The sequence below is a fragment of the Paracoccus sp. ME4 genome (assembly GCF_046736325.1).
In the GTDB taxonomy this organism is placed as follows: Bacteria; Pseudomonadota; Alphaproteobacteria; order Rhodobacterales; family Rhodobacteraceae; genus Paracoccus.
This window is the reverse complement of the sequence record NZ_CP151277.1, coordinates 328,963-349,711: the sequence shown is the minus strand read 5'-3', so window position 1 is coordinate 349,711 and position 20,749 is coordinate 328,963. Positions and strand designations below refer to the sequence as shown.

At 64.8% G+C, this 20,749-nt stretch carries 17 protein-coding genes; 3 read left to right on the top strand and 14 right to left on the bottom strand.

The window, feature by feature from the left end:
- Positions 1–43: 43 nt before the first annotated feature.
- The 3 genes from AACG61_RS17245 to AACG61_RS17235 are packed head-to-tail and all read right to left on the bottom strand — an operon-like array spanning position 44 to position 2,466.
- On the bottom strand, positions 44–238 hold the full coding sequence (locus AACG61_RS17245) for a hypothetical protein (RefSeq protein ID WP_411839628.1): 195 nt from the start codon (positions 236–238) through the stop codon (positions 44–46).
- A 10-nt stretch (positions 239–248) separates the two neighbouring features.
- Complete coding sequence (locus AACG61_RS17240) at positions 249–1,133, bottom strand: hypothetical protein (RefSeq protein ID WP_411839627.1); 885 nt, start codon at positions 1,131–1,133, stop codon at positions 249–251.
- Positions 1,134–1,176: 43 nt separating this feature from the next.
- Complete coding sequence (locus AACG61_RS17235) at positions 1,177–2,466, bottom strand: RNA-guided endonuclease InsQ/TnpB family protein (RefSeq protein WP_411839626.1); 1,290 nt, start codon at positions 2,464–2,466, stop codon at positions 1,177–1,179.
- A 26-nt stretch (positions 2,467–2,492) separates the two neighbouring features.
- On the opposite strand from AACG61_RS17235, the gene tnpA reads away from it, so the two are divergent.
- Entirely contained in the window at positions 2,493–2,897 is a 405-nt protein-coding gene (gene tnpA, locus AACG61_RS17230; RefSeq protein ID WP_411839625.1) for an IS200/IS605 family transposase, read from the top strand.
- Between the two features lie 226 nt (positions 2,898–3,123).
- Here tnpA and AACG61_RS17225 read toward each other — a convergent pair whose 3' ends face one another.
- From AACG61_RS17225 to AACG61_RS17210, 4 genes are all read right to left on the bottom strand, one after another.
- The gene (locus AACG61_RS17225) at positions 3,124–3,279 is read right to left on the bottom strand and encodes a hypothetical protein (protein ID WP_411839624.1); all 156 of its coding nucleotides are present in this window, start codon (positions 3,277–3,279) and stop codon (positions 3,124–3,126) included.
- A gap of 56 nt (positions 3,280–3,335) precedes the next feature.
- Positions 3,336–3,515, bottom strand: a complete 180-nt coding sequence (locus tag AACG61_RS17220; RefSeq protein WP_411839623.1) for a hypothetical protein — start codon at positions 3,513–3,515, stop codon at positions 3,336–3,338.
- Between the two features lie 12 nt (positions 3,516–3,527).
- Entirely contained in the window at positions 3,528–4,643 is a 1,116-nt protein-coding gene (locus tag AACG61_RS17215; RefSeq protein ID WP_411839622.1) for a hypothetical protein, read from the bottom strand.
- Between the two features lie 233 nt (positions 4,644–4,876).
- Positions 4,877–5,560 (bottom strand): HD domain-containing protein, encoded by a 684-nt coding sequence (locus tag AACG61_RS17210; protein ID WP_411839621.1) that lies wholly within the window; start codon positions 5,558–5,560, stop codon positions 4,877–4,879.
- A gap of 225 nt (positions 5,561–5,785) precedes the next feature.
- Here AACG61_RS17210 and AACG61_RS17205 point away from each other — a divergent pair, with 225 nt between their 5' ends.
- Both AACG61_RS17205 and AACG61_RS17200 read left to right on the top strand, forming a co-directional pair.
- Positions 5,786–6,061 carry a hypothetical protein gene (locus tag AACG61_RS17205; protein WP_411839620.1) on the top strand — a complete coding sequence of 92 codons (276 nt, stop codon included), beginning with the start codon at positions 5,786–5,788 and terminating at the stop codon, positions 6,059–6,061.
- 10 nt (positions 6,062–6,071) lie between these two features.
- A complete protein-coding gene (locus AACG61_RS17200) occupies positions 6,072–6,665 on the top strand; it encodes a DUF1523 family protein (RefSeq protein ID WP_411839619.1) in 594 nt (197 codons plus the stop codon).
- 102 nt (positions 6,666–6,767) lie between these two features.
- Here the strand turns inward: AACG61_RS17200 and AACG61_RS17195 are convergent, their stop codons facing one another.
- The 7 genes from AACG61_RS17195 to AACG61_RS17165 all read right to left on the bottom strand — a co-directional run bounded on the left by AACG61_RS17195 (position 6,768) and on the right by AACG61_RS17165 (position 20,577).
- On the bottom strand, positions 6,768–9,287 hold the full coding sequence (locus AACG61_RS17195; protein WP_411839618.1) for an AAA family ATPase: 2,520 nt from the start codon (positions 9,285–9,287) through the stop codon (positions 6,768–6,770).
- 109 nt (positions 9,288–9,396) lie between these two features.
- On the bottom strand, positions 9,397–9,753 hold the full coding sequence (locus AACG61_RS17190; RefSeq protein ID WP_411839617.1) for a hypothetical protein: 357 nt from the start codon (positions 9,751–9,753) through the stop codon (positions 9,397–9,399).
- A gap of 59 nt (positions 9,754–9,812) precedes the next feature.
- A complete protein-coding gene (locus AACG61_RS17185) occupies positions 9,813–10,739 on the bottom strand; it encodes a nucleotidyl transferase AbiEii/AbiGii toxin family protein (protein ID WP_411839616.1) in 927 nt (308 codons plus the stop codon).
- Positions 10,740–10,798: 59 nt separating this feature from the next.
- Positions 10,799–11,545 (bottom strand): hypothetical protein, encoded by a 747-nt coding sequence (locus AACG61_RS17180; protein WP_411839615.1) that lies wholly within the window; start codon positions 11,543–11,545, stop codon positions 10,799–10,801.
- A gap of 122 nt (positions 11,546–11,667) precedes the next feature.
- Positions 11,668–13,857: a PcfJ domain-containing protein gene (locus AACG61_RS17175; RefSeq protein WP_411839614.1), complete on the bottom strand. Its 2,190-nt coding sequence runs from the start codon at positions 13,855–13,857 to the stop codon at positions 11,668–11,670.
- A 3-nt stretch (positions 13,858–13,860) separates the two neighbouring features.
- The gene (locus tag AACG61_RS17170) at positions 13,861–19,020 is read right to left on the bottom strand and encodes a strawberry notch C-terminal domain-containing protein (protein WP_411839613.1); all 5,160 of its coding nucleotides are present in this window, start codon (positions 19,018–19,020) and stop codon (positions 13,861–13,863) included.
- A 183-nt stretch (positions 19,021–19,203) separates the two neighbouring features.
- Positions 19,204–20,577, bottom strand: coding sequence for a hypothetical protein (locus AACG61_RS17165; RefSeq protein ID WP_411839612.1), 1,374 nt, complete (start codon positions 20,575–20,577; stop codon positions 19,204–19,206).
- Positions 20,578–20,749: the final 172 nt, after the last annotated feature.

Genomic DNA, 20,749 nt, shown 5'->3' with positions numbered 1-20,749 from the left:
TCTGGCATTGGGTCCTTGGGCGCCGGGCGGTTCCGGATCCCCATCAGCCCTCTAGCCTATGCATGCCGGCGATCAGGGTAAGCGGGTCGAGCCTGGCGAAGTCCGGGGCCTGATTGTTCAGCTCGGACAACCCGGCCTGATCGATCAGGCCGCGCATCTCGTCGCCGGTGAAGTCCGGGACCACCGTGCTGCTGCCGTCGCGGCGCATATAGGTCGTGGACTTGGGCGATGTCGACATGTGCGGATTCTCAGGGTTCGGGGGTGTGGTCCGGACAGGCCGCGAGGGCCGCGAGCTTGCGTTGGCGATGGGTGAGCATCTCCGGCATCTCGAAGGTGCCGGCTGCGAAGATTGGCAGGGCCTCTGCGGCACAGGCCGAATGCGAGGTCTCGTGCTCGCCGAGATCGAAGCCGAGTTGCGTCTCGGGATCGATGCAGGCCTGGGCCGATGAGCCGGCCGGGACCGTTGCCCGAAACGCCTGGTTGGTCGCGCAGATCTGGTCGAGCCAAGCCCCGGCACCGGCTTTCGAGAAGCCTCCAGCCTCCAGGACCTTCATCCAGCTCGCGCGGCTGCCGATCATGAACTGGCCCTCGTCGACGATGGATTTCAGCCCCTCCACCGCCCCGCGGTAGACGGTGAATCCGTCCGGCCCGGCATCGACCGAGACTGCCTCGTCCTGCTTCAGCCCAAGCCAGCTGATCCCGTGCTTCTCCTGGCAAAGGATCTGCCGCATCATCAGACCGGCCATGCTGTCCCAGTCGTCGGGGCGGCAAAAGGGCCGCGAGGCGCTCATGAATGCGTCCCAGGCCTTGCCCGAGGTATCGTGATCGATGTGAGAGGCGTGAAACCCGATGATTCCGACCATCTCGACCGGCTGATGCTGTTCGAGCTCGATGGTCATGGATCCGTTGATCAGCTCCGCCGGCTCGAGCGCGGTCCCGTCCTTCTCGCACAGCTCCGGCTGAAGGCCGTCGAAACGGGCCCAGACATGCCTTCCGGTCACCCAGGACGTCATCATGTGGGTGGTTGAAGGCCTGTCGAACTTCGCTCCTGCAAGCAGCTCCGGAAGATGGTCCAGGATCGCGGCATCGATGCTGTCGATGTGGTCCTCAAGGTTCATCAGCATACCGATCATGAACCTCCCCCACCAATGCCGTGGCTTGGAGGGGGTTTCGGTCTCAGGCCGCTTGCGCGGCTGAGACCCCGACCGTCCCGGCCGGGTGACCGTTGCCAGGCGGGCCGAGGTCGGGCGCATCAATGCGCGCCGCCACCTCGGCCAGCCCCCAACGCAGCAGGGTGAGCGCGGCCGCCTCGTCGCGGCCATGGCTGCACCCGCAGGCGTCGCAGTCATGACGGCGGACCGACAGCGCCTTCTTCCGGACCGCACCGCAGTCCGGACAGCGCTGCGACGGCTTCAGCCGTCTCGTGTCCGCCTCGAGAAACTCCGAACCAGCCTCTGCCGCTTTGTATCGGAGCATGTTCAGGAACGCGGCCGGGGCCGCGTCCAGGATCGATCTGTTCAGCCCGGCCTTCTGGGCCACGTTGCGGCCCGGCGCCTCGAGCGTGCCGCGCGCCGAGGCGGTCATGTTCCGCACGGTGAGCGTCTCGGTCGCGATCAGCCGGTGCCGGCCCGCGATGCGGGCGGTCAGCTGATGCAGGAAGTCCTTGCGCCGCGCGGCCACCTTGGCGTGCCGGCGGGCCAGAGCCCGGCGCCGCTTCCTCAGCGCGCCCCGGCTGACCTTGCGCGACCGGGCCAGCGCCGAGAGGCCGCGCTGCCGCTCGCGCAGCGCCTCCGTCTCCGCATCCAGGTGGCGCGGGTTCGCCACCGCCTCGAAGCGGGGTCCGGCCTCCGTCTCCTGCGCGATGGTCGCGAACTCCGCCACGCCCCAGTCGAGACCGATCGCCGGGCCGGTGGCCGGCGCGCGCACCGCGCAATCCGTCTCGACCACGACGCTCAGCTGCCAGCCGCGCACGTCCCGGACGACATCCGCCTTGAGGATCCGGCCCGGCGTGCGGGCCAGGCCGCGCATGCGCATCTCGCCCACCCCGAAGAGCCGCACCCGGCCATGGCGCCAGCCCTCGCGCATCTCGACCCTGAACCCGTTGCCGTGCTCCTTGTAGCCCCAGCCGCGGAAGCGGTCCGCGCTCCTGAAGCGCGGGAAGCCCGGGCGCTGGCCGGCGGCCAGGCGGCGGAAGAAGGCCTGGAAGGCCAGGTCCAGCCGCTTGAGCACCAGCTGCGCCTCATGGGTGTGGACGAGGCCGCGCCATCCGCCCACATCCGCGCGGATCGCCGGCAGGCTCTTCTCCTGATCGGACCGGCCGATGCGCACGCCCCGCGCCCAGGCGCCGATGCGCTCCTCGAGCGCGGCGTTCCACAGATCGCGCAGCATGCGATGCTTCGCCTCCAGGAGCGCGATCTGCGCCCTGGAGGGGTAGAGGCGGAAGCTGATGGTGCGGGTTGTGGGCATTATGCGAAAATGGTATTGGTTCTGGCATGAGATTGCAAGAATATTCCCATACCGCAAACTGCGTGTTCAGCCTCAGCTACCACATGGTTCTGGTGACGACGCGCCGCCGGCCGGTTCTGACCGGGCCGATGCTGGAGGTGGCCGAGGCCCTGGCGCGGGCCCGCTGCGCGGCGCGCGGCGGCGCGCTGGTCGAGTTCGGGGCGGAGGCGGACCACATCCACCTGCTGCTGCGGCTGCCGCCCTCCGTGCCGGTGTCGGATCTGGCCAATGCGGTCAAGACGAACATCTCCCGCACCCTTCGGCGGGACTTCCCGACGCTGCGCCGGATCGGCCCGGCGCTCTGGTCGCCCAGCTACTTCGTCACCAGTTGCGGCGGGGCCAGCCTGGAGACGGTCAAGGATTACGTCCGGGCGCAGGCGCGCCCGGACTGAAGACGTCGTTCGCCTCCGGCTCCCCCACCAATGCGGCAGCTTGGAAGGGGCTTGTCGCGACGAACTTGGTCACGCCAGGCGTCGAAGTCTGCAGCATCAGCTGCGTCACGCTGCGGCAATCCCAGTCCCTCCCCTGGCCCACGATGAGCCGGTTCCAGGCTTGGGTAAACTCGAGATCATGTCCGTGATCTTCGACGGGCCCGATCCGGCCCTCCTGGTGCAGTTCCTAAAGAAGCGGCACCACGACGCCGTGGTGGATCCGGTGCGCGTAGACCTCCATGTGCGAGTGGCAGCCCCGAAGTCTGGTTCCGGGACAGTTCTGCGCGAGGATCTCGCGGATCGCGCCATCGAAATCATCGGCCCTGCGATTGCCAGCGGTCATCTGAGATCCCTCTTCGTCCAGCTATTTGGTGTGCTGATCGTTTTTTTTCGCACAAATCACCGAAAGGCGGAAGACCAATCCATGTTGAAGATGCCGCGAGGAAGCCCGCCCACGATCATGAGCCGTTCCAGCCGCGCATCGACCTCGCGGTTCAGCGGAGATTCGAAATGGTCCCAGGCCACCTCCGCCGGGACCCCCTTCTCCACGAAGAACGGTGCCGGGTCGATGTCGCACAACCATTTCCTGGCTCAGGCGGAAGCGGCTGCTTCCGCCCCGTCCCGCACCATGACCATCAGGCCCTTCCTCTTCATCTTGACCGCGCCGCGCCTCGCCTGGATCCACTTCTCGGCGCTCATCCCGAGGAAGCCCCCCCTGGTGAGGCCTCCGTGGTCACACAGCTGCATGGAGATCTCCTTGATGACCGAGCACCTGATCTCCGCCTGTGGTTGGGCATCATACCAGGCGACGAAATCGGCAAACCCGTCGCGGGCTTTCTTCAGATATGCAGCATATGTCCCGTCCTTGCTGGCAGGTAGAACCTGTCCAACCGAGGCGCAGTCATGGGCGAATTTCTCGATGCTCTCATCTGAGCCGCACAGCGCATGCAGGATATCGAGCTTTTCGAGGCGCCGATGGGTGTCCGCGCAGTGATCACCGAGCAGATACATGGTCACGGTCCAGTGCTGGGGGATGCATCCCGTCACGTCGACATCATAGTGATGCCGGTCATGATCGGACACGAGCCGGATGCGGGCACCAGTGGCTCTTATGGCGTCCACCGATAAGCCCACGGCCGCTCTCATCTCGCTGAAGAGCCGTTCGGACGCTGCGGATACGATCTCGTCGGTCGCGGACATGGGATCGATGCCATGAACCGCCTCCATGGCCTCACCAAGGCCTGAGAAGTCGAGCGCTGCAATGCCCGAACGTATCGCGCGCATCCCTGACACCGCGTCTGCGTAGGAGCCGTCCGCCTGCTCCTCATAGCCGCGCAGATCGAGGTTCTTGATGGTCGAAGCCAATGAGGCGGTGTCACGACCTTTCAATGCCCCGTCCGACGAGACGCAGCTCAACAATCTTGCGATCTGATGAATGCCGAAATCCGTCAGGCTGGCCAATTCACAGACCAGGTCTGACAATGGCTTCTGAAGTCCGGGTGCATCCACCGAAACCTCGACATTATCAGCCTCGCCGCCACCGGCTACGGTCGAGAGCGCGGCCCCGACGGAGTTGAGAATCTTCGAAACATCCGGGGCCTGTGGTTCAGCAGCCGCATATTCGGAGAAGCGCAGTATCGCGCGCGCGCAAGCCGCATAGAGCTCATCACCCTGCTGCTTCCAGACATTCGTAAGATCGATCAGCATAGCCGTTCCACAGGATCACCTTGAAGCCGTATCACCGTGCGTTCCTTGTCGTCCAGCCATGCTTTTCCACACGTTTCGGACGACATCCGTGCCAGATGGAAATCCGGCTCCAGGAACCCGGACGGGGTTGCGGTCAGGCATCGGGCTTTCGGTTCATCGAAGAACCGGCAGGGTCCCGTGCCGCCCGCGCCGGACCCTCTCGACCCCCACCGTGCATACCTGCGAGCCTTCGATCAGGAAAGGGCGGGTTCGGGATCTTCGGGGCCTTCTGGCAGAGGGCGCATCAGGATCTCTGCGTGCATCGCCTCGAAAAGCCTGATTTCCCGCGTGAGCAGGTGCTTGATGTTCTCGTAGACCGGCTCCTGGTCCGGGAAGCGACGTCGCGCGGTCTTCAGGATCGGCAGAATGAAGTCCTTCGTCTCGGCGATGTATTCCTGCTGCTTCTCGAGCGAGAACACCCCCAGCATCGAACCCTGGTTGTTTGCGCGATCGACGCCCTTCACCACGGATGCGATCGGATCTTCCTCGATCATGCGGCGGACATCATCGGAACTGCGCTTGCGACCCTGGACAACCTTGCTGAGAGCATTCGTTGCATCACTGATGAGCGGCCCGAAGCGGTCCTTGAGAAGTCCCAGGGAGACATTGCCGTCCTCGACGCAATCGTGCAGGAAGATGGTCGCGAAGGTCTCCTGCGGATGCCGGAGGCTGGCATCCAGCGTCCGTGCGAAATTCGCCATCCCGATCTGGTGATAGAACTCCGGGGTCACCCCGTCCTTCCTGGTTCCGGTATGGTGGTCCTTCGCAAAGTCCCATGCCTCGAGCGCCACGTGATATCTCCTGCCCTGCAGGAAATACCGCAGCGCCGCGGTTTCGACGGCCATGCGCCCTGCAGCGCCGCGATTCTGCTCATCCATGATGCCCACTCCGTCATCGCCTGTTCCTCTATTTTATTTTCGCATAGACACACGCATTTGGATAGCCCCTGCAGCCGACCCGTGATGCCAATCAATCCGGACAAGTCATCAGTTCGATTCAATGAAAGGATTCCAGCTTTCACATTGCCTTCGCCCAATGCCGGTGTTATCTTTTTTCGCATTCGCCGATACCGGCGTCATCGAGCCATACGGAGACAGGCCACCATGATCCTCGGATTGCTGCGGGTTCTCGCGATCGGGCTGATCCTGATGACCATGATCTACCTGCTGGTCAGCGCGTTTCTCCGCGGCAGCCTGGCAGCCGGATATCGCAAGCAGTGGGCCGAACTGCCCGCGGGTGAGCGCCTCCGGATCGCACGCGAGGATTGGGTTCGGCGGAAGGTGGAGGCCCATCGGTCCGGCATCCGGCTTCGCGCCTTCCTCATGAGCTTCGCACTCATGCCCGCCGGCTTCATGGCAACGATCATCCTGGTCAATTGAGAGAGAATGCATGATCAAGTATATCAAGATCGCTAAATGGGCGGCCATCGGGGCGGCCGTCCTTTCCTTTGGAGCCGTGCTCCAGTATTCGCTCCCGAAATCGCATATCGTGGAGGTGGTGGGGACCGAGAACCGCCGCATCGATTTCGGTGAAAACAGTTTCTTCTGGGCCTCCGCCGACAGCGGAACCGACGCCACCCGCAAGGACCGCGACGTCTTCTTCATCCAGGCACGAATGCCCGATGGCACGCCGATGGTCTACCGCAACGAGGACACCAACTGGGGGTGGCCCTTCTACTTCAAGTTCGACAGCTCCAACCTGCAGGCGGAGGCCGCGGCGGCCGCGAAGGATGCCGGCGGGAAGTGGTTCGCCGTGAGCTATTACGGCTGGCGCGTCAAATGGTTGACCGTCTTTCCCAACGCCATTTCGGTCCGTGAGGTCGCCGGGCCGGACGTCTTCTTCTTCCCTTGGGCGAAGGCCATCATCCTGACCATCCTGGGCGGTGTCGCGGCCATGACCTATGTGACCGGTGGAAGGCTCAAGCGCCGCCTGCTCGGAAAACCCCGGCGGGCCACCGAGGGCGCCCTGGGCACTGCCGACTGATTTTCCGCCCAGCGTCATCTTCAATCCGAAAGCCCAATGATGGAAATCCCCCAGGCGCCGTGCGCCCGGGGGATTTATCATGCGGTGTGATTCAGCGAAAAGTCATTCCACGATGCATTGCGGGGCCGTTTCGTCGAACCAGCCGATGGTGTAGACACCGCCCTCCAGCTCGACTTGGAAGCTGTGCGCCGCATCGGGATGTTCGGCCGTGCGCATGATGAAGGCAAGGATCGGATCGCGAACCAGATCCTGCAACTCCCGCCGCATGGCGCGGTCGTCCGGCAGGCGGGCGAGATGCTCAATGGCGGTATTTGCCATGTTGAGCGCAACGCCCAGCTCCCGCAGCATGGACATCATCTCCGCCAAGACCTTGCGGGCCTGCTCCAGGCGGACATCCTGTCCGGGGTCGCAGATGCTGAGGATGCAGTCGTAGCCGTCGACCAGGTCCGGTCCGACGCGCCGAACAAGCGACTCGCGCTCCTCGTCCTTGCGGCCAAAGCCCATCGACACACCGTCGCCATCCGGCGAACCGGACAGCCAGCTGAAGATCCATGCACCGCGCAGGCCGATCTGGCGACCATCCGCCGCACGGAAACCACCAGCCTTCACCGTCTCGGCCATGAACTCGCGAATGGCGTGCGCAGCCTCCTCGATGCCATGGATCCATACCACCATGTCCTGATAGCCGTCCGCGATCTCCACCAGGCGGCCGCTGCGATCGACCCCGCTTTGCGCAGGCAGTCCGACGAGTTGCCAGAGATGGGACGGGTCGCGCAGCTGGCTGATGTCCAGCCGCAGGAACGGCAGCCCCATCGCACAGGCGAAGCTGCGCACGAAGCCTTCTGCTGCCGGTCCGCTGGATGACCTGACCAGCACGTCGGCGCGCACCCCGTCCCTGCCGCGCAGGTTGAGCGTGGCGGCCCTCGCCAGCCCGGCCAGCTTGCGGGCGGGTTCACCCTGGCCACTGTTGGATTCCAGCAGTCGCCCTTCCAGTGCCGAGAGGATCTCGGCCTCCTTCCGTGTGGGCAGGCGCGGCCGGCGCAGGCCCATCCGGTCCGCCCCGTCCAGCACGTGCTTCTGGCGGAGCACCGGCGTCTCGACAAGACCCGGATCATCGGAGATGCAGGCCACGCAGGCCATGTCGAGCAGATCGAACGCCTTGTCAGGGAAGTGACGCTCGGGCATGAAGCGCTCCGTCAGGCGACAGATCTCCTCGAGGACCCCCTCCTCCATCTCGATGCCATGATGCTCCAGCCAGCTCTGTGCGCTTCCCTGCAGGATGTGAAGCGTCGCCGTGGCATCGGGCTCATGGACCTGGATCACCTCGAACCGGCGCATCAGCGCGCCATCCCGGCGCATTTCGCGCATTTCCGGCGGCGTGGTCGCGCCCACCACGGTGATCTCGCCGCGGCCGAGGGCGGTCTTGAGCATGTTGGCCCCATCCATCCCCTTGGACATGCCTGAGCCTGATCCCATGATCATGTGGAACTCGTCCACGAACAGGATGGCCTTCTCGCTGCGCAGCTTCTTCAGGAGATGCTGTATGCGCGCCTCGTAGTCCCCTCGGAAACGGGTCCCGGCGACAAGGTCCTGGATCGCAAGCTCGTAGAAGGGCCGCTTGGCCAGCGAGGGATTGATGTTGGCGCCGCGCAGCCGCATCGCCAGGCCCTCCGCGATCGCGGTCTTGCCCACGCCGGACTCGCCCACGAGAATGACACTGGACTTCCTGCGGCGACGCAGCGCGGTGAGGATCATCTCGATCTCGGCGTCACGTCCGAGGACCGGATCGATTTCGCCCGAGGCGGCCTTCTCTCCCAGGTTGCGCAGGCAGGCTTCCACCTCGGCTGCGGTCTCCTCTTCCTTGCGCTGCTCCGCCTGGGTCTTCTTGCGGATCTCGGTGGTCGGTGGTTCCTGCGGCGCCGGCGGGCTTGCGGGCTTCTGTCCAGCCGGTTCGATCGAGCGAGAATGCTCGCGTTCGATGCGCTTGAGCATGCTGTCGAGGGGCTTGTTTTCGTCATCCAGCGGCTCGTGCAGGGCGACCGTCCGTGCCTCGCCGACAGGACGTTCGGCCCGGACCCCACGGTCATCCTCACGGACGGCGTCGTCAAAGCCGAAGTCCAACTCCGGGTCCATGAATGCGAGGTCGTCCACATCGAGCAGGAGAACCCCGGCGCCGCAGTCCTCCAGGGCTGCGGTCGCAGGCATGGAGCTGTCTGCTGCACGGATCATCGCCGAGAAGAACTCGGAGATCGATGCATCGGCATCCTGACCCATGGGACCGTTCATGAACCGGTCGAAGCTCTCGACCAGCTTGCGTATGCCATCGGTCATGCCGAACTCGTCGGACTGGAAGCTGAACTGAGCATGCTCGCGGAAGGCACGCGCGAGGCTTCCACGGCAGGCGTCCGGATCTCCTCCGGCCGACTGGATCAGATCGCGAAAGGCCGGCTCGGCAAGCAGCTCATGGAGAAGGTGTTCAGCTCCCAGGAACCGGAAGCGGTATTCCCGTGCCAGCCGAGCGGATGCCTCCAGGTGGAACTGGAACCAGGGCAGCGCGCTGAAGTCGGGGAAACGATGATCCGTGCCATCGAAATACTGGTGCAAGTTGTTGTTGATCGTCATGTGAAGCCGGCTCTCGTGTTTCTGCCTGTCAAATGAGGACACGACCTTGAGAGCCCGACCTTACGTTACGTCGAACGGCAGGAGATCACAACCAAAATTTTTCGCGTATTTAACTCCATCCTGGGCGGTTGTGCTCGATTGCGGCAGAAAAGTGCTGAATGCACTCCTCGATCTGGCGATCACCCGCCAACAGGTCTGCGAGAGACTTTCGAAGACGTGCGAGAAAATCCATGCAGTCCGGTTCGATATCGTCGGGATCGTAGACGTGGGTCGACCCTCCCCGATCCCGGTCCAGCCAGGCGTCCGCGATCGCATAGACCGGGTCGAGCATGAGGCAACCCCAGATGTCCCCCGGCCCGGCTTCCGCATGCGACCTCAGGATCCGGTAGGTCTGCGCGTCGCGCTCATGGATCCGGGCACCGCCGATGGTCGGCACATCGCCCTTCGGCACGAGAATGTCCGGCATCTGCTGGAACTGGGTGGCCCAGCCCGCGTATGAAAGCGCGGCCGAGCCGCCGATGATGCCTACATGCCGCAACCGTCCACCTCGTCCTCGTGCCGCACCTCCACATCGGGAGCGAGATCCGCGACGAGGGCCCGCCCCAGCGCCGCCTGGTCCAGAAAGGCTTCGAAAAGCCTTTCGAGATCTCCGTTCGCCCGGATGCGCAATACATGTTCCGCGCCGAACCAGCGGCTCATGTCCTCCGAGAACCCTTCGAAATCGGTATCACCGGCAAGCACGAAATCGCGCTGCAGCCCATCTCGGATCTCATGCGGCGCGCGCCCGTAAATGCCCATGCTGGCCAGAAGTGCCGCCTTGCGATCGGCCTGGGCAGGCACCATGCGCGACAGGACGCCGAGATCGTGGATGTCCCGGTGCTTCAGCGCGGGGCGCTGCGCCATCGCGACGATCTTGTCGCCCCAGATGGAGACCGGCAACGCGGCGCGGATGAGACCACGCGACACGTCGCCCGCAATCGCCTGCCTTTGGGAGAGATACCGGTCCAGGCGATCCTGCGGGGTGAGGTAGAACTCGACCTTCACCCGGATCGCACCATAATGGCCGGGATGCTCCCAGCGCAGCATCATGCGCACGACATCGCCCAGCTCCGGCTCGCGACCTTGGGCCTTCCTGACGAGGTCGATGCGGGCGCCCGGCCATTCCAATGAGGCGCGCATCCGCATGGCGGCCTCGATCTGCACGGAATGGGCGAAGATCCTCGTCACCGCATCCGGGCTTCCCATGAAGTCGAGATCCTCTGAGGAGCGCTTCGTCCCATGGATGATCGAGAGGCTGGTGCCGCCGTGAAAGACGAGCCCGGCGTCGATCCCTTCCGCATCGGCACGGCGGGCAATCTCGGTGAGCATGAAGTTCTGCAGCTCCCGGGTGACCTCCAGGCGTGCATCGTTCGTCAACGGCTGCCTGCTGGATTTCGTGGATTTGTCCGCCATGGTCTTGCTGCTCGTTGCGGCCATCTGGCCTGGTTGCGGGGCGCCCCGGGGGCAGCCTATCAGATGTCCATTCCGTCATGAAGCGCCAGCTCGCCGATCTCCTTGCCGAAACGGTCCCTGAGGAGCCGGATCACCTGGTCGGCCCGGTCGTAGGGGTCGAGGCGGCCGGCATGGTCGACGAGGGCCGCCTGCACGTCCCGTGTCGAGACACGCTCGGAGATTGACACGTCCTGCAGCAGATCCTCGACGGAGATGGCCGGCATGCCCACATTCGCACCGGGGATCCGCTCGAGCTGGTTCTGGATCGCGCGAAGAAGTTTCGGATTCGCGATTTCGCGGATGTTGTTGGCGACGACTTGTGCCATGTCCACCCGATCCGCGGGAGACGCGTCCACGAGCATGGTCGCGGCCGCGGCCTCGACCTCCCAGGAACCCACCAGATCCTGCAGGTATCCCGTTCGGCTGCGCAGGTCGTTGAGCGGGATGGCTGGCATCCGGGCCCGCTCGGGATGGATCACCATCATGAGCCCCTCCCCGTTCGGTCCGAGCCCGATCTCAGGTGGACAGGACATGCTGCGACCATGCAGGATGCAGATCGCGCGCATGACGGCGCGGGCCTCCGAGGGCGTATCGAAGACGAAGATCTCCGGGGATCCGGTTTTTTCGAGGTCTCCAAGCAGTTCCGGGGGCGCATCCGCCGAAAGGAGAGCGGCCTCCGGTGTCCGCTTGAGCCCCAGCGTGACCTCTCCTCCCTCGGCGTCGTATCCGACCCAGAGCGGGATCATCAGGATTGCCTTGTCGTCCATTGCGGCCCCTTGGCATGGCATTGCGGTTTGCTACGTCATAAAGTATTTCGCATACATATAAACACAAGATCTGCCCCTATCGCAAGATGGGAAATTCTCGTATGCGAAACATCCCCCGCCCCTCAGGGGGCGGGACTTGCTGCATCCGCCTCCGCCACGAGTTCCCGGGCCCGGGCCGCGGCTTCTCGTGCCTCGACCTGGCGCTGGATCAGGAGTGCCGCGGCCTTGGGATTCATCGCCGCCACAAGATCACGCGCACCCTGGTCGCGGAAGATCACATCCGGCGTCTCCGCCTTGCCGACCTGTCCGCCCATGATGTAACGCCATTCGGCCCAGGTGCCCTGGCGGCGTTCAGGCTCCTCCCATTCCATGCCGATGACGCCGCGCCAGCTGATCTGCGCGACACGACGCGCCAGGCCACCGGCCGCGGCGCCCCCGGTGAGGCCGGGGACGAAGTTCTCGCGATATGCCGTGATCTCGTCGAAATTCAGCCGGACATCGCCGTTCCTGACGGCCGCCTTGAATTCCGCGATGGCCTGCAAGCATTCGGGATCCGGAGAACGATTGTGGTTCGCCCTGTGCTGGATCTGGGTCATCTGGGAGATGGCCTCGGCCACGGATTGCCCCCGCAAGCCGCTGAACTCGACGGTGGAGTAGCTGGTCTCGCCATCCGCATCCTGGACCGACAGAATGTGGCAACCCACACGTTCGGCCTTGCTCAGATAGGCCCGCCCGACGCAGTGGTGGAGCCTCGCGGATTCCTGTCGCAGCAGCTCATGTCTGTCGAGACTGCGCACGACCCGGCCATTCGAGGCGACGAAGGGCCTGCACAGTTTCGGGTATTGGCCGGGCTCGTAGGCGTCCACCCTTCCGCCGGGCTCGAGGTCGAGCTCACCGGTCGCCTCGTTGAGGGCCGGGATGCGGGAGGCGTAGCGGCGTGCCATCTCGAAAAGGCTGGTGATCTGGTTCTTCGCGTTTCCGGTGCAGACCCTCGTCGCAACCTGTGTCGCCGCGGTGAAGAACTCGCCCGACACCTCCGGAATCTCCTGCTCCGTCGAGGCGATGGAGGACAGGACCAGCGGCAGCACCGCGGTTCGGGAGAAATCCTCGATCGCCTCGAGTGCATCGATGGTCGTCAGCACCATCAGGCGACGGTCGAACTCGGCCGGCTCGAAATCAGCGGAGCGCGCCAGCTGGGCATGAAACTGGACCCAATCCCCCTTGCAGGCCGAGAGTGTCTTCTCGACCGGAATGCCCAGCGTGTTCTCGATCGGGATCGCGCAGGCCGAGACGATGTCATGGAAGGCCTGCCAGGACTTGTCGTCCTGAGGCACCCTGTCGGGCGGCAGGGTCGAGAGGACCTTCAGAGCGTTGTCGAGGCTCAGCTCGCCGGAAACCGGAAAGCGGCGCTCACGGTTGACGCCCAGCGCGTCCGCTCCGCGCTGCGCCTCGCCCTCCTCGAAGATCCGGCCCGCGGGCAGGCCGGTCTTGATGTTCGCGAGCCGCTTCAAGGCCGCCTTGCCAAGACCGGTGCGCTCCATCAGCTCGCCCTGAAGCGGCTCGCGATTGTCGACCGCACGGGCCATGATCGGGTTGTCCGCGATCATGCCTGCGAGCACCGGATAGGACATGGCGGCCTGGGCGCGGTCCTGGTTTTCCGCGTTGCCATACCAGAAGACCGCACGGGACGAGGGACGCCCCACAGCGCTGAGCGCCCTGCGGGCCGCATCGATGTCGGCGACGGGCGCCCGGGGGATCTGGTGGAAGATCTTCGAGACGGCGTCGCGCACGGTCATCGCCTGAAATCCCGACACCGGCGCCCCGGTTCGGAACCCGTTGCGGCGCGCCGGCATGACGCTGCCGCGGATTTCGCGCGTGAAGCCGTTCGTCTTCAGCCACAGATGCTGGTCCCCGTTGAGGAAGATACTGCCGAGATCGTCCATCTGGCGTGAAGCGTCACGCGCCGCGTCCCGCCGGGCATTGGTGCCGGCAAGGAAGCTGTCCCATTCGGAGAGCTGATCTTCGAGGCTGGACTTCACCGCCATCCCCTCGTAGGCGGCCTGCATGTTGGCCGCGCTCATGAAGGCCCAGAGCGCGATGGTGCCGACATTGGTCTCGTCGATGATCGGGCTGGCGTAGCTGACCGGGCGCACCGGCGGCAGGCCGCCATGGGCGGGAGAGCCCAGGTAGCCGTTGATGCGGCTCTCGGCGCGGTTCCAGCGCATCATCATCCACTGCGGATCACGACCGGCGCCGAGCAGGAAGATGTCGGCACCGGTATCGTTGGGGCGGAATTCGGATTTCAGTTTCATCGTTCAGCCCCAATGCATGTTGTTCAGATCCTCGTTGTCCGCAGGTTCCTCCTGGGGGGTGGGGGCGTCGCCATCACCTTCAGGGACATCCGCCCCCTCCATCTCGGGCGCCTCCTGGTCGTCCGGATTCGCGATGCGTGCGTCGCGGTCGATCTCGTCGTCCGCCACGGCGTTGACCACCTCGTTGATCATCGTGCGGTAACGGCCGTCAGTCAGGAGCGGGGTGTCCAGCAGCTCGAGGATATCGAGCGTGCGGCGCAGCCCCTCGCGGGTGGTCAGATCGAGCTCGACGAGGTGATCGCCCTTCTTGCCGGGGCGCCGGTAGGCGCGGGCGGGCGCATCCTCGAAGCGGCACAGGGGGCGCTGATACATCGCCTCGTGCAGGCCGGGCCGCTCGGAGTAGAACTCCCAGGTCGACTTGCGAACCGGCAGCATGTCCAGGCGGAAGCTCCGCTCCGTCATCGTGACGATGACGTCCGCATCCTGCCGGTTGCCGACCGCCTTGCCGGGGGTGATTCCGCCCCACATCTTCACCAGCCCCTGGGTGCGGACCAGCTCCGCGTTGTGCAGGAAGCGGTGGGCGAATTCGGCAGCGATCTCACCATTGGAGATGTTGGCCGGCAGGCTTTCCATGTTGACCTTGGCCCTGTGGACCACGATGCCCCGATGGACATGGTTCTCCATGTCCCGGAAGAGCGAGATGGTGCCCAAGTCGTGGCGTGCGGCTTCGGTGAGCGCCTGCAGGATGTTGTTCGAGCCGGTTTCGCTGCCGTGCAGGATCTGCACCGGAGCGCGGCGGGTCAGCAGCCGGTCACGGTCGAATTCCTCGAGGTATCCCTCCTCGAAGGTCTCGGAAATCCCTGGGCGGAAGCGGATCCGTTCCATGTCCACCCCCCCGATCCTCGACAGGGAGACCGTTTCCGGACGGGCCATGCCGGGGGAAATGACCTTGATCTTGTATGCCGAGCCCAGCTCGTAGAAAAGCGGGTTGGTCGGCGGGGTCAGCCCCACGATGGTCCGGTTCGTCAAGCCGTCCGGGTCCATTTCCGAGGGGAACCGGATCGAGACGCCGGGCCGCATGTTCTCGAGAAGCCAGGCCAGATCGGTCAGCCGGGTGTGACGCACACGGAACTTGTTGCCGGCCTCCTCAGGCCGCTCCAGCGCATCCTCCATGCTCACCCCCTCCGGCAGGAAGGGGCGCATGAGCATGGGCATGTTCTGGCTGATGCGCTCCGCCCAGGAGGTGAAGCCGTCGGCGCCGTAGAGGCGGCGGCAGGCCTCGACCTCGGAAACCAGCTTGTCGCCGGTCCAGGCCTCCTCGTTGAAATGGTGGATGCCGGTTGAGAGATAGAGCGGCGACATGAAGGCGGAGGTGTCGAGATCGGCATCGTCCATCTCGCGACCCGAATAGAGCGACGTCGCGCGGATCTCGATCTGGCCTTCCAGCTGCTTGGGACGCAACGGGTTGGCGTTGCGGCTCTCCAGCTCCTCGATGAGCGCATCGAACTCCATGCGGATCCGCTGGACCAGGTCGTCCTGTTCGCGCGCGACCAGCATGATGGAGCGGGCCAGGACGCGGTTGGCCAGAGATTCCGTATCCGCACGGACGCCGGAACCGGTGTCGACCGCCTCGTTGCCCTCACGGCGGTTGTTGCTCGGGTCTTCCGCGAACTCGGGGAATCCCAGACGCCGCGACAGGGCCGGCATCGACATCAGCACGTTGCGGGTGGCCTCGTCGCCGACGCGGTTCAGAAGGTCGGGGACATCGTCCAGCAGCAGCGGGTGCGAGCGGTTTCCATCGACCGAGGCGCCCAGCGAGCGAAGCTTGCGGTTGCGCTGCTGCAGGATCCGCATCTCAGGGATCAGGCCGGTGACGACCGAGATCACCCGCGGATTCGCGACCTGGCCGTAGCGGTTGCCGCGACCCTGGCTCTGAACGTATTTGATCACATCGACCGGTGCTTCGAGTTCGATCATCGAACGCGGACGCTGGTCCGCGAAGTTCGGGCTGGCATGCATCGAACCGCCGGTAGCGCCGGCAGAGTTGTAGATGATGCAATCCAGGCCTCCGGCGTTGAACTCGTTGATCGTATCGCGGCGGTTGCGGTCCTGACGGCGCTGGATGCGGTTGTCGCGGTAGCACAGCGTGCGGCCGGAGATCTCGCCGACGCTGACCCCATTCTGCTCGAGACGCTCGATCAGCGCGTCGACCGGAGAGACCGGGAGGTTCTCGGGGAGGCGATCGATCTGCTGGGTGATGAGGGCGGCCGCCTCAGCCACGGCCGGGTAGGCCACGCGGGCATCGGACGTCTCGCCATCGATCCGGATGCGATACATGCCCTCGTGGATGCGGTGGATCTGGTCGCGCAACGTCAGGTTCGTGGCCGCTGCCATCGCCTCTTCCGGAGGCGTGTTCTCGTCACCCCGCGCCAGCTCCTGCAGCAACCCGCCATTGGTCGAATGGAAGGTGATGAGCGGCTTGCGTCCCTCCGCGATCTCCTGGAGCGCAGCATCGACCGTCTGATCGATCTTCAGCGCGTTCATGGTGATCCGGGCGAGGTTGGCGAGCGGCGAACCGAGCGCGTTGGAATACTGGTTCAGCTCGTTGGTCTGGGCACGGGCCGCCTCCCGGGACATGCCGTTGCGGACCATCTGCTGATAGGCCTGGGCCTGGACGCGGCCGAGATGTTCGCTGACCACGCCGGATGCCTCGATCATCAGCTCCACCACCGGGGAGAACTGATCCATGATGCCCTGGTATTCGAGCATTTTGGCGTCGTCCGGCAGCGCGACCTTGAAATCGATGTTCGACAGGTCGTGGTCACGGCGCAGCATGACGCCGTCCTCCGCGAGCATCGTCGCGAAGGCCTCCTGCGCCACCTCGCCGCCGGCCGACATGTTGTCGAGCAGCTCGTCGATGGGGACTGCGCCATCCTGCGGCAGCAGCGGCTTGTAGAGGTTCATCCCGCTCGGGTCACGGGACGGTGTCGCGGTCCCGAAGATCACATTGCCGGCGCCGACCGCTTCGATCGCCGTGCGCACCGCCCGGCCCTGGCGGGATTTGGGGTTCAGCGCGTTGTGCGCCTCGTCGAGGATGACGAGCGTGTTCTCGTCCGGCGCATTGGCAAGCCAGACGGAGCTGGGCGCATCCTCCGTGCCGCGGAACTGCGAATACGTGGTGATGACCACGTTGTATTCTTCCGGCCAGACACCGGTCTCGAAGATCGCGCGCCGCGCCGAGGCGCTGGGCGAGACCATTTCGCGATGGACCTCCTCGCCGGTGGTTGCGTCGATCGTGATGTCGGTCAGCTGGGCGCCAGGCGCCATGAACAGCACCCGGATTTCGCCCCATGCGCCGACATCCTTGAGGTCGCGGCAGACATCCGGCACGTTGATCTGCCCGCTTTCCGTGAAATAGAGCACACGGTTCGCGGCGTTCGCGCGGATATGCGCACGCGCCATGGCCGCAAGCGAGCGGCCCTTGCCGACACCGGTCTGGTCCGCGAGCAGGAAGCCGCGACCACGATCCGCCGCGTTGATCTGCATGGCGACCGCGTCGACCTGCTCGGAGGTGAGGATGTCGCCCAGGCTGTCGATGGACTGGCCGAGGGCCGCACCCACGACCGCATCCACACCGCCATGCTCGTCGAAGTCGCGACGCATCCGGTTCAGGGCCTTGGCCGTGGCGCCCTCGAGCGCCAACGGGATCATGGTGAAGGGCTCCTTGACCCGGGAGAGCGGCAGATAGGGCTTCTGGCGCGCGTTCTCCTCTCGTGCATCGTCAGCCTCCGCAGCGGTCTCCACCCCGTCGTGGAATTCGCGGATCTTGGCCCGGGCGCGGGTGATCTCGCGTTCCAGGTTGAGAAGATCGTCCGTGGTGAGCACCTGGAATGTGCGCAGCGCGGCCATGGGCAGCGCCTCCAGCGGTTCCGGACGGCGTTCACCGATGATCATCACCGTGGAACCCTCGCCATCCTGAACCCCGTCAGCGACGGCAGGAGAGATCTCGGCAACCACCTCGAGCGCGTAGTTCAGGCCAAGCTCACCCCGGATGGCCTGAAAGGTCGGATCGTCTCCCGACATCGGGAAGCGCAGGATGGTCCTGCCGTTCTCGGGACGGCGGGAGATCGCATTGGCCACGTATCCGCCCATGCCGTCCGGGCTGATCCCGCCGAGATCGTGGAACTGAAGCGCGGCATCTTCACGATGCAGGCGCGGCATGGAAATTCGCATATCATCCGAGCCGCGGAAGCTGACCGCACTCTGACCGCGCACAGCGCGGCGCATGAAGGCGATCATCGCGGGAGACGGTGAGAGCAGGCCTCCCGGCGCATCCGTGCGCCGGGAGAGCGCGACACCGGTGGAGTTGGCAAGGCGCAACGCGCCGATGAACCTGTCACGCGAGGCATCCCCCTCGACGCCGACCGCGGAAATCTCGCGCAGCATGTGTTCGCGGACCAGGTCGAGCGCATCCGCCTGGTGAATCTCGACGCGGCCGTGCGGGCCGGCCTCGCATGCCGCCTCGATCACCCGGAGCAGGTCCGCATGATGAAGCGTTCCCCGTCCTGCCATGGCCACGAGACCCGACGCGATGCCCTCGAGATCCTCACGGCGCGTTGCGCGGAGGAACAGGGTCGGACGATCACCCTCGGATTCATGGATGAAGCGACTCTTGCCGGTTCCCTCGTCGACGCGTCGCAGGTAGCGGCCATTGTCGTCGCTGACCACCTCCTCGCCGCGCATGTTCAGTCCGACCTGACGGATCCTGCCCGGGTCGGGCTGCGGGGCCCCGGATTTGCCGCGCGTCGCCACGGCAACCGGGCTCTTCGCGGAGAGATTGATCGTCCATTTTTCCGACATCAGATCCGCGCGTTCGACCGGGATCAGCTTCCCGCCCAGCTCCTTGGCGAGGAGCTTGGCGCCGAACGGGATCTGCCCGTCGGAAAAGAGCATCCGCAGAGTGCCCCGGGTCTTGAGTTCGCTGAAGCCGAAGCGCATGGCCTTCTCGCGGACGGATTCACCGCCTTCCCCCTCCGCGGTGCGCAGGAGAAGACCCTTGCCCCCTCCTGGAATGAGGACGCGACGCAGAATGGCGGAGTTCTCGGCGAACCCTACCCAGGCGACGATGTCCTTGGTGGCGGCGGGGGTCTTCTGTTCGGACATGGATCCGGTTCCTCGGTTCAATCTGCGCTTGGTAGGCACAATGGACGGGCACGTAGAAAATCCAAAGCTCAACATGACACTCATAATGCGAAAAATAGGGATATTTGCACTATACTATTTCGATTTTCGCATACAAAAAGGGCCGCCCGAAAGCGGCCCCCTTCTATCTTCGCAACCCGAAGGTCAGGCGATCGGCTCGTCGCCGAACTGGTTCAGCAGCTCGTCGATGTCGGCCGTCTCGCCGGACACCTCCTGCGCTTCTGCCGCAATCTGCTGATCGACGGGCTTGTCGTCGTCCAGGGCGGGTGCCTTCTCCTCGGCCTTCGCGACCAGGCTGGGCGCGCCGACCACGGCGATGACCGCCTCGGTCAGCTCGGTGGCATAGGCCGCGCGCAGCTCGCTGCAGCACTCGAGCCGCGGATACGGGTTCCCGTAACGGTTCTGCTCGAAGGTCTTGGCCGCGAAGAAGTTGTCACCGCCATCGAACTTCTGCAGGTGGATCGAAGCCACGTTCCAGGTATCCGACGGATGCACCTTCATCTCGACGCCGCGCGACTTGAAGAAGTCCCGCAGGTCGGTGTCGGACACGCCGCGCCAGCCGTCGGCATGGAACGCGGCCTTGGCCGATTCCGGAGCGGTGGCCAGGAAGCCTTCCTTCAGGCGGTCTGCGTATTCGGCCGGGATTTCCAGCTTGCCGTCGCGATCCTTGCGGGCCAGAGCGCCGGACAGACGCGCGCCCAGCGTCGGCGCATCGTAGGCGAAGGGATTGACCGACATGATGCGGGCGCGGGCGCCGCTTTCGGCCGCCTTGTCGATGGCCTTCTGGGTCTCTTCGGCGGTGGTCGGCCCGACGGTGATGTTGCGCACCGGAACCACGGTCAGCCCGCTGGTCGACAGGATCTCGGCGAAGATCTCCTTCGCGTCAGCGTCCATGTCGGCGATCAGCTTGGCCGCGAAGGCCTTGGGATCCTCGAAGACATAGTCGTCGCCGTCGCGCTTGCCGGGCAGGTAGTAGGGCGCGGTGGCGTAGCCCTCGGACGTGTCGATCACCAGCGCGGAGCGGGTGTTCTCGAAGGCCGAGGCCAGCGCGGCCTCCAGCTGCTCGAGGCTGCCGACCTTGACGGCCGATTTCTCGTCCATGGTGCGCAGCTGAACGATCGGCTTCTCCGACTTGTTGGTGCGGCCGGTGTTGTGATAGGACACCGACTGGTCCACCAGGATCTGGTTGTCCTCGCCGGGCGTCTTGATCCAGGCGTTGGTCCAGTTGGACTTGTAGGTCCCATCCTTCTGCAGGGAGACGTTCTCCGCGCGCAGGATGCCCCCGACGGGCGTGTAGGACGAGGTCTGAGCCTTGCTCGGCGTCGAGAAGTCCGCGACCTTCTTGTTGCCGGGATCCAGCTCGATCGTCTGGCCGATGATCGGACCGTTCAGAACCTTCGCCGAAATGGTCTTGTCGCCGTAGCCCAGCACCTCGACGACCATGTTGGACGAACCACGCAGAACCTTCGGACGGTTCTTGTTCATCGAGGCGGAGAGGGCTTTCAGAGCGTTCGACATGAGGAGCTTCCTTGTTCACGTATTTGGATGTCCAGACCCTGGCATCATGCGGGGGCGACAAGTGCAAGAATGTGACGGCGTCCGGAAAACAGCAATACGTTTTTTCGCATAATAAGAAAAAATCATGCGGGTCTCCCCGGGGTGGGCCTTGAGCCGTCCCGGGGGAGCAGAC

Coding starts and splice junctions, on each gene's coding strand:
- AACG61_RS17175 (WP_411839614.1), bottom strand. CDS start 13,857: ATGAAACTGAAATCCGAATTCCGCCCCAACGATACCGGTGCCGACATC.
- AACG61_RS17235 (WP_411839626.1), bottom strand. CDS start 2,466: ATGCCCACAACCCGCACCATCAGCTTCCGCCTCTACCCCTCCAGGGCG.
- AACG61_RS17240 (WP_411839627.1), bottom strand. CDS start 1,133: ATGATCGGTATGCTGATGAACCTTGAGGACCACATCGACAGCATCGAT.
- AACG61_RS17190 (WP_411839617.1), bottom strand. CDS start 9,753: ATGCCGGACATTCTCGTGCCGAAGGGCGATGTGCCGACCATCGGCGGT.
- AACG61_RS17185 (WP_411839616.1), bottom strand. CDS start 10,739: ATGGCGGACAAATCCACGAAATCCAGCAGGCAGCCGTTGACGAACGAT.
- AACG61_RS17170 (WP_411839613.1), bottom strand. CDS start 19,020: ATGTCCGAACAGAAGACCCCCGCCGCCACCAAGGACATCGTCGCCTGG.
- AACG61_RS17245 (WP_411839628.1), bottom strand. CDS start 238: ATGTCGACATCGCCCAAGTCCACGACCTATATGCGCCGCGACGGCAGC.
- AACG61_RS17165 (WP_411839612.1), bottom strand. CDS start 20,577: ATGTCGAACGCTCTGAAAGCCCTCTCCGCCTCGATGAACAAGAACCGT.
- tnpA (WP_411839625.1), top strand. CDS start 2,493: ATGAGATTGCAAGAATATTCCCATACCGCAAACTGCGTGTTCAGCCTC.
- AACG61_RS17200 (WP_411839619.1), top strand. CDS start 6,072: ATGATCAAGTATATCAAGATCGCTAAATGGGCGGCCATCGGGGCGGCC.
- AACG61_RS17195 (WP_411839618.1), bottom strand. CDS start 9,287: ATGACGATCAACAACAACTTGCACCAGTATTTCGATGGCACGGATCAT.
- AACG61_RS17180 (WP_411839615.1), bottom strand. CDS start 11,545: ATGGACGACAAGGCAATCCTGATGATCCCGCTCTGGGTCGGATACGAC.
- AACG61_RS17210 (WP_411839621.1), bottom strand. CDS start 5,560: ATGGATGAGCAGAATCGCGGCGCTGCAGGGCGCATGGCCGTCGAAACC.
- AACG61_RS17225 (WP_411839624.1), bottom strand. CDS start 3,279: ATGACCGCTGGCAATCGCAGGGCCGATGATTTCGATGGCGCGATCCGC.
- AACG61_RS17215 (WP_411839622.1), bottom strand. CDS start 4,643: ATGCTGATCGATCTTACGAATGTCTGGAAGCAGCAGGGTGATGAGCTC.
- AACG61_RS17205 (WP_411839620.1), top strand. CDS start 5,786: ATGATCCTCGGATTGCTGCGGGTTCTCGCGATCGGGCTGATCCTGATG.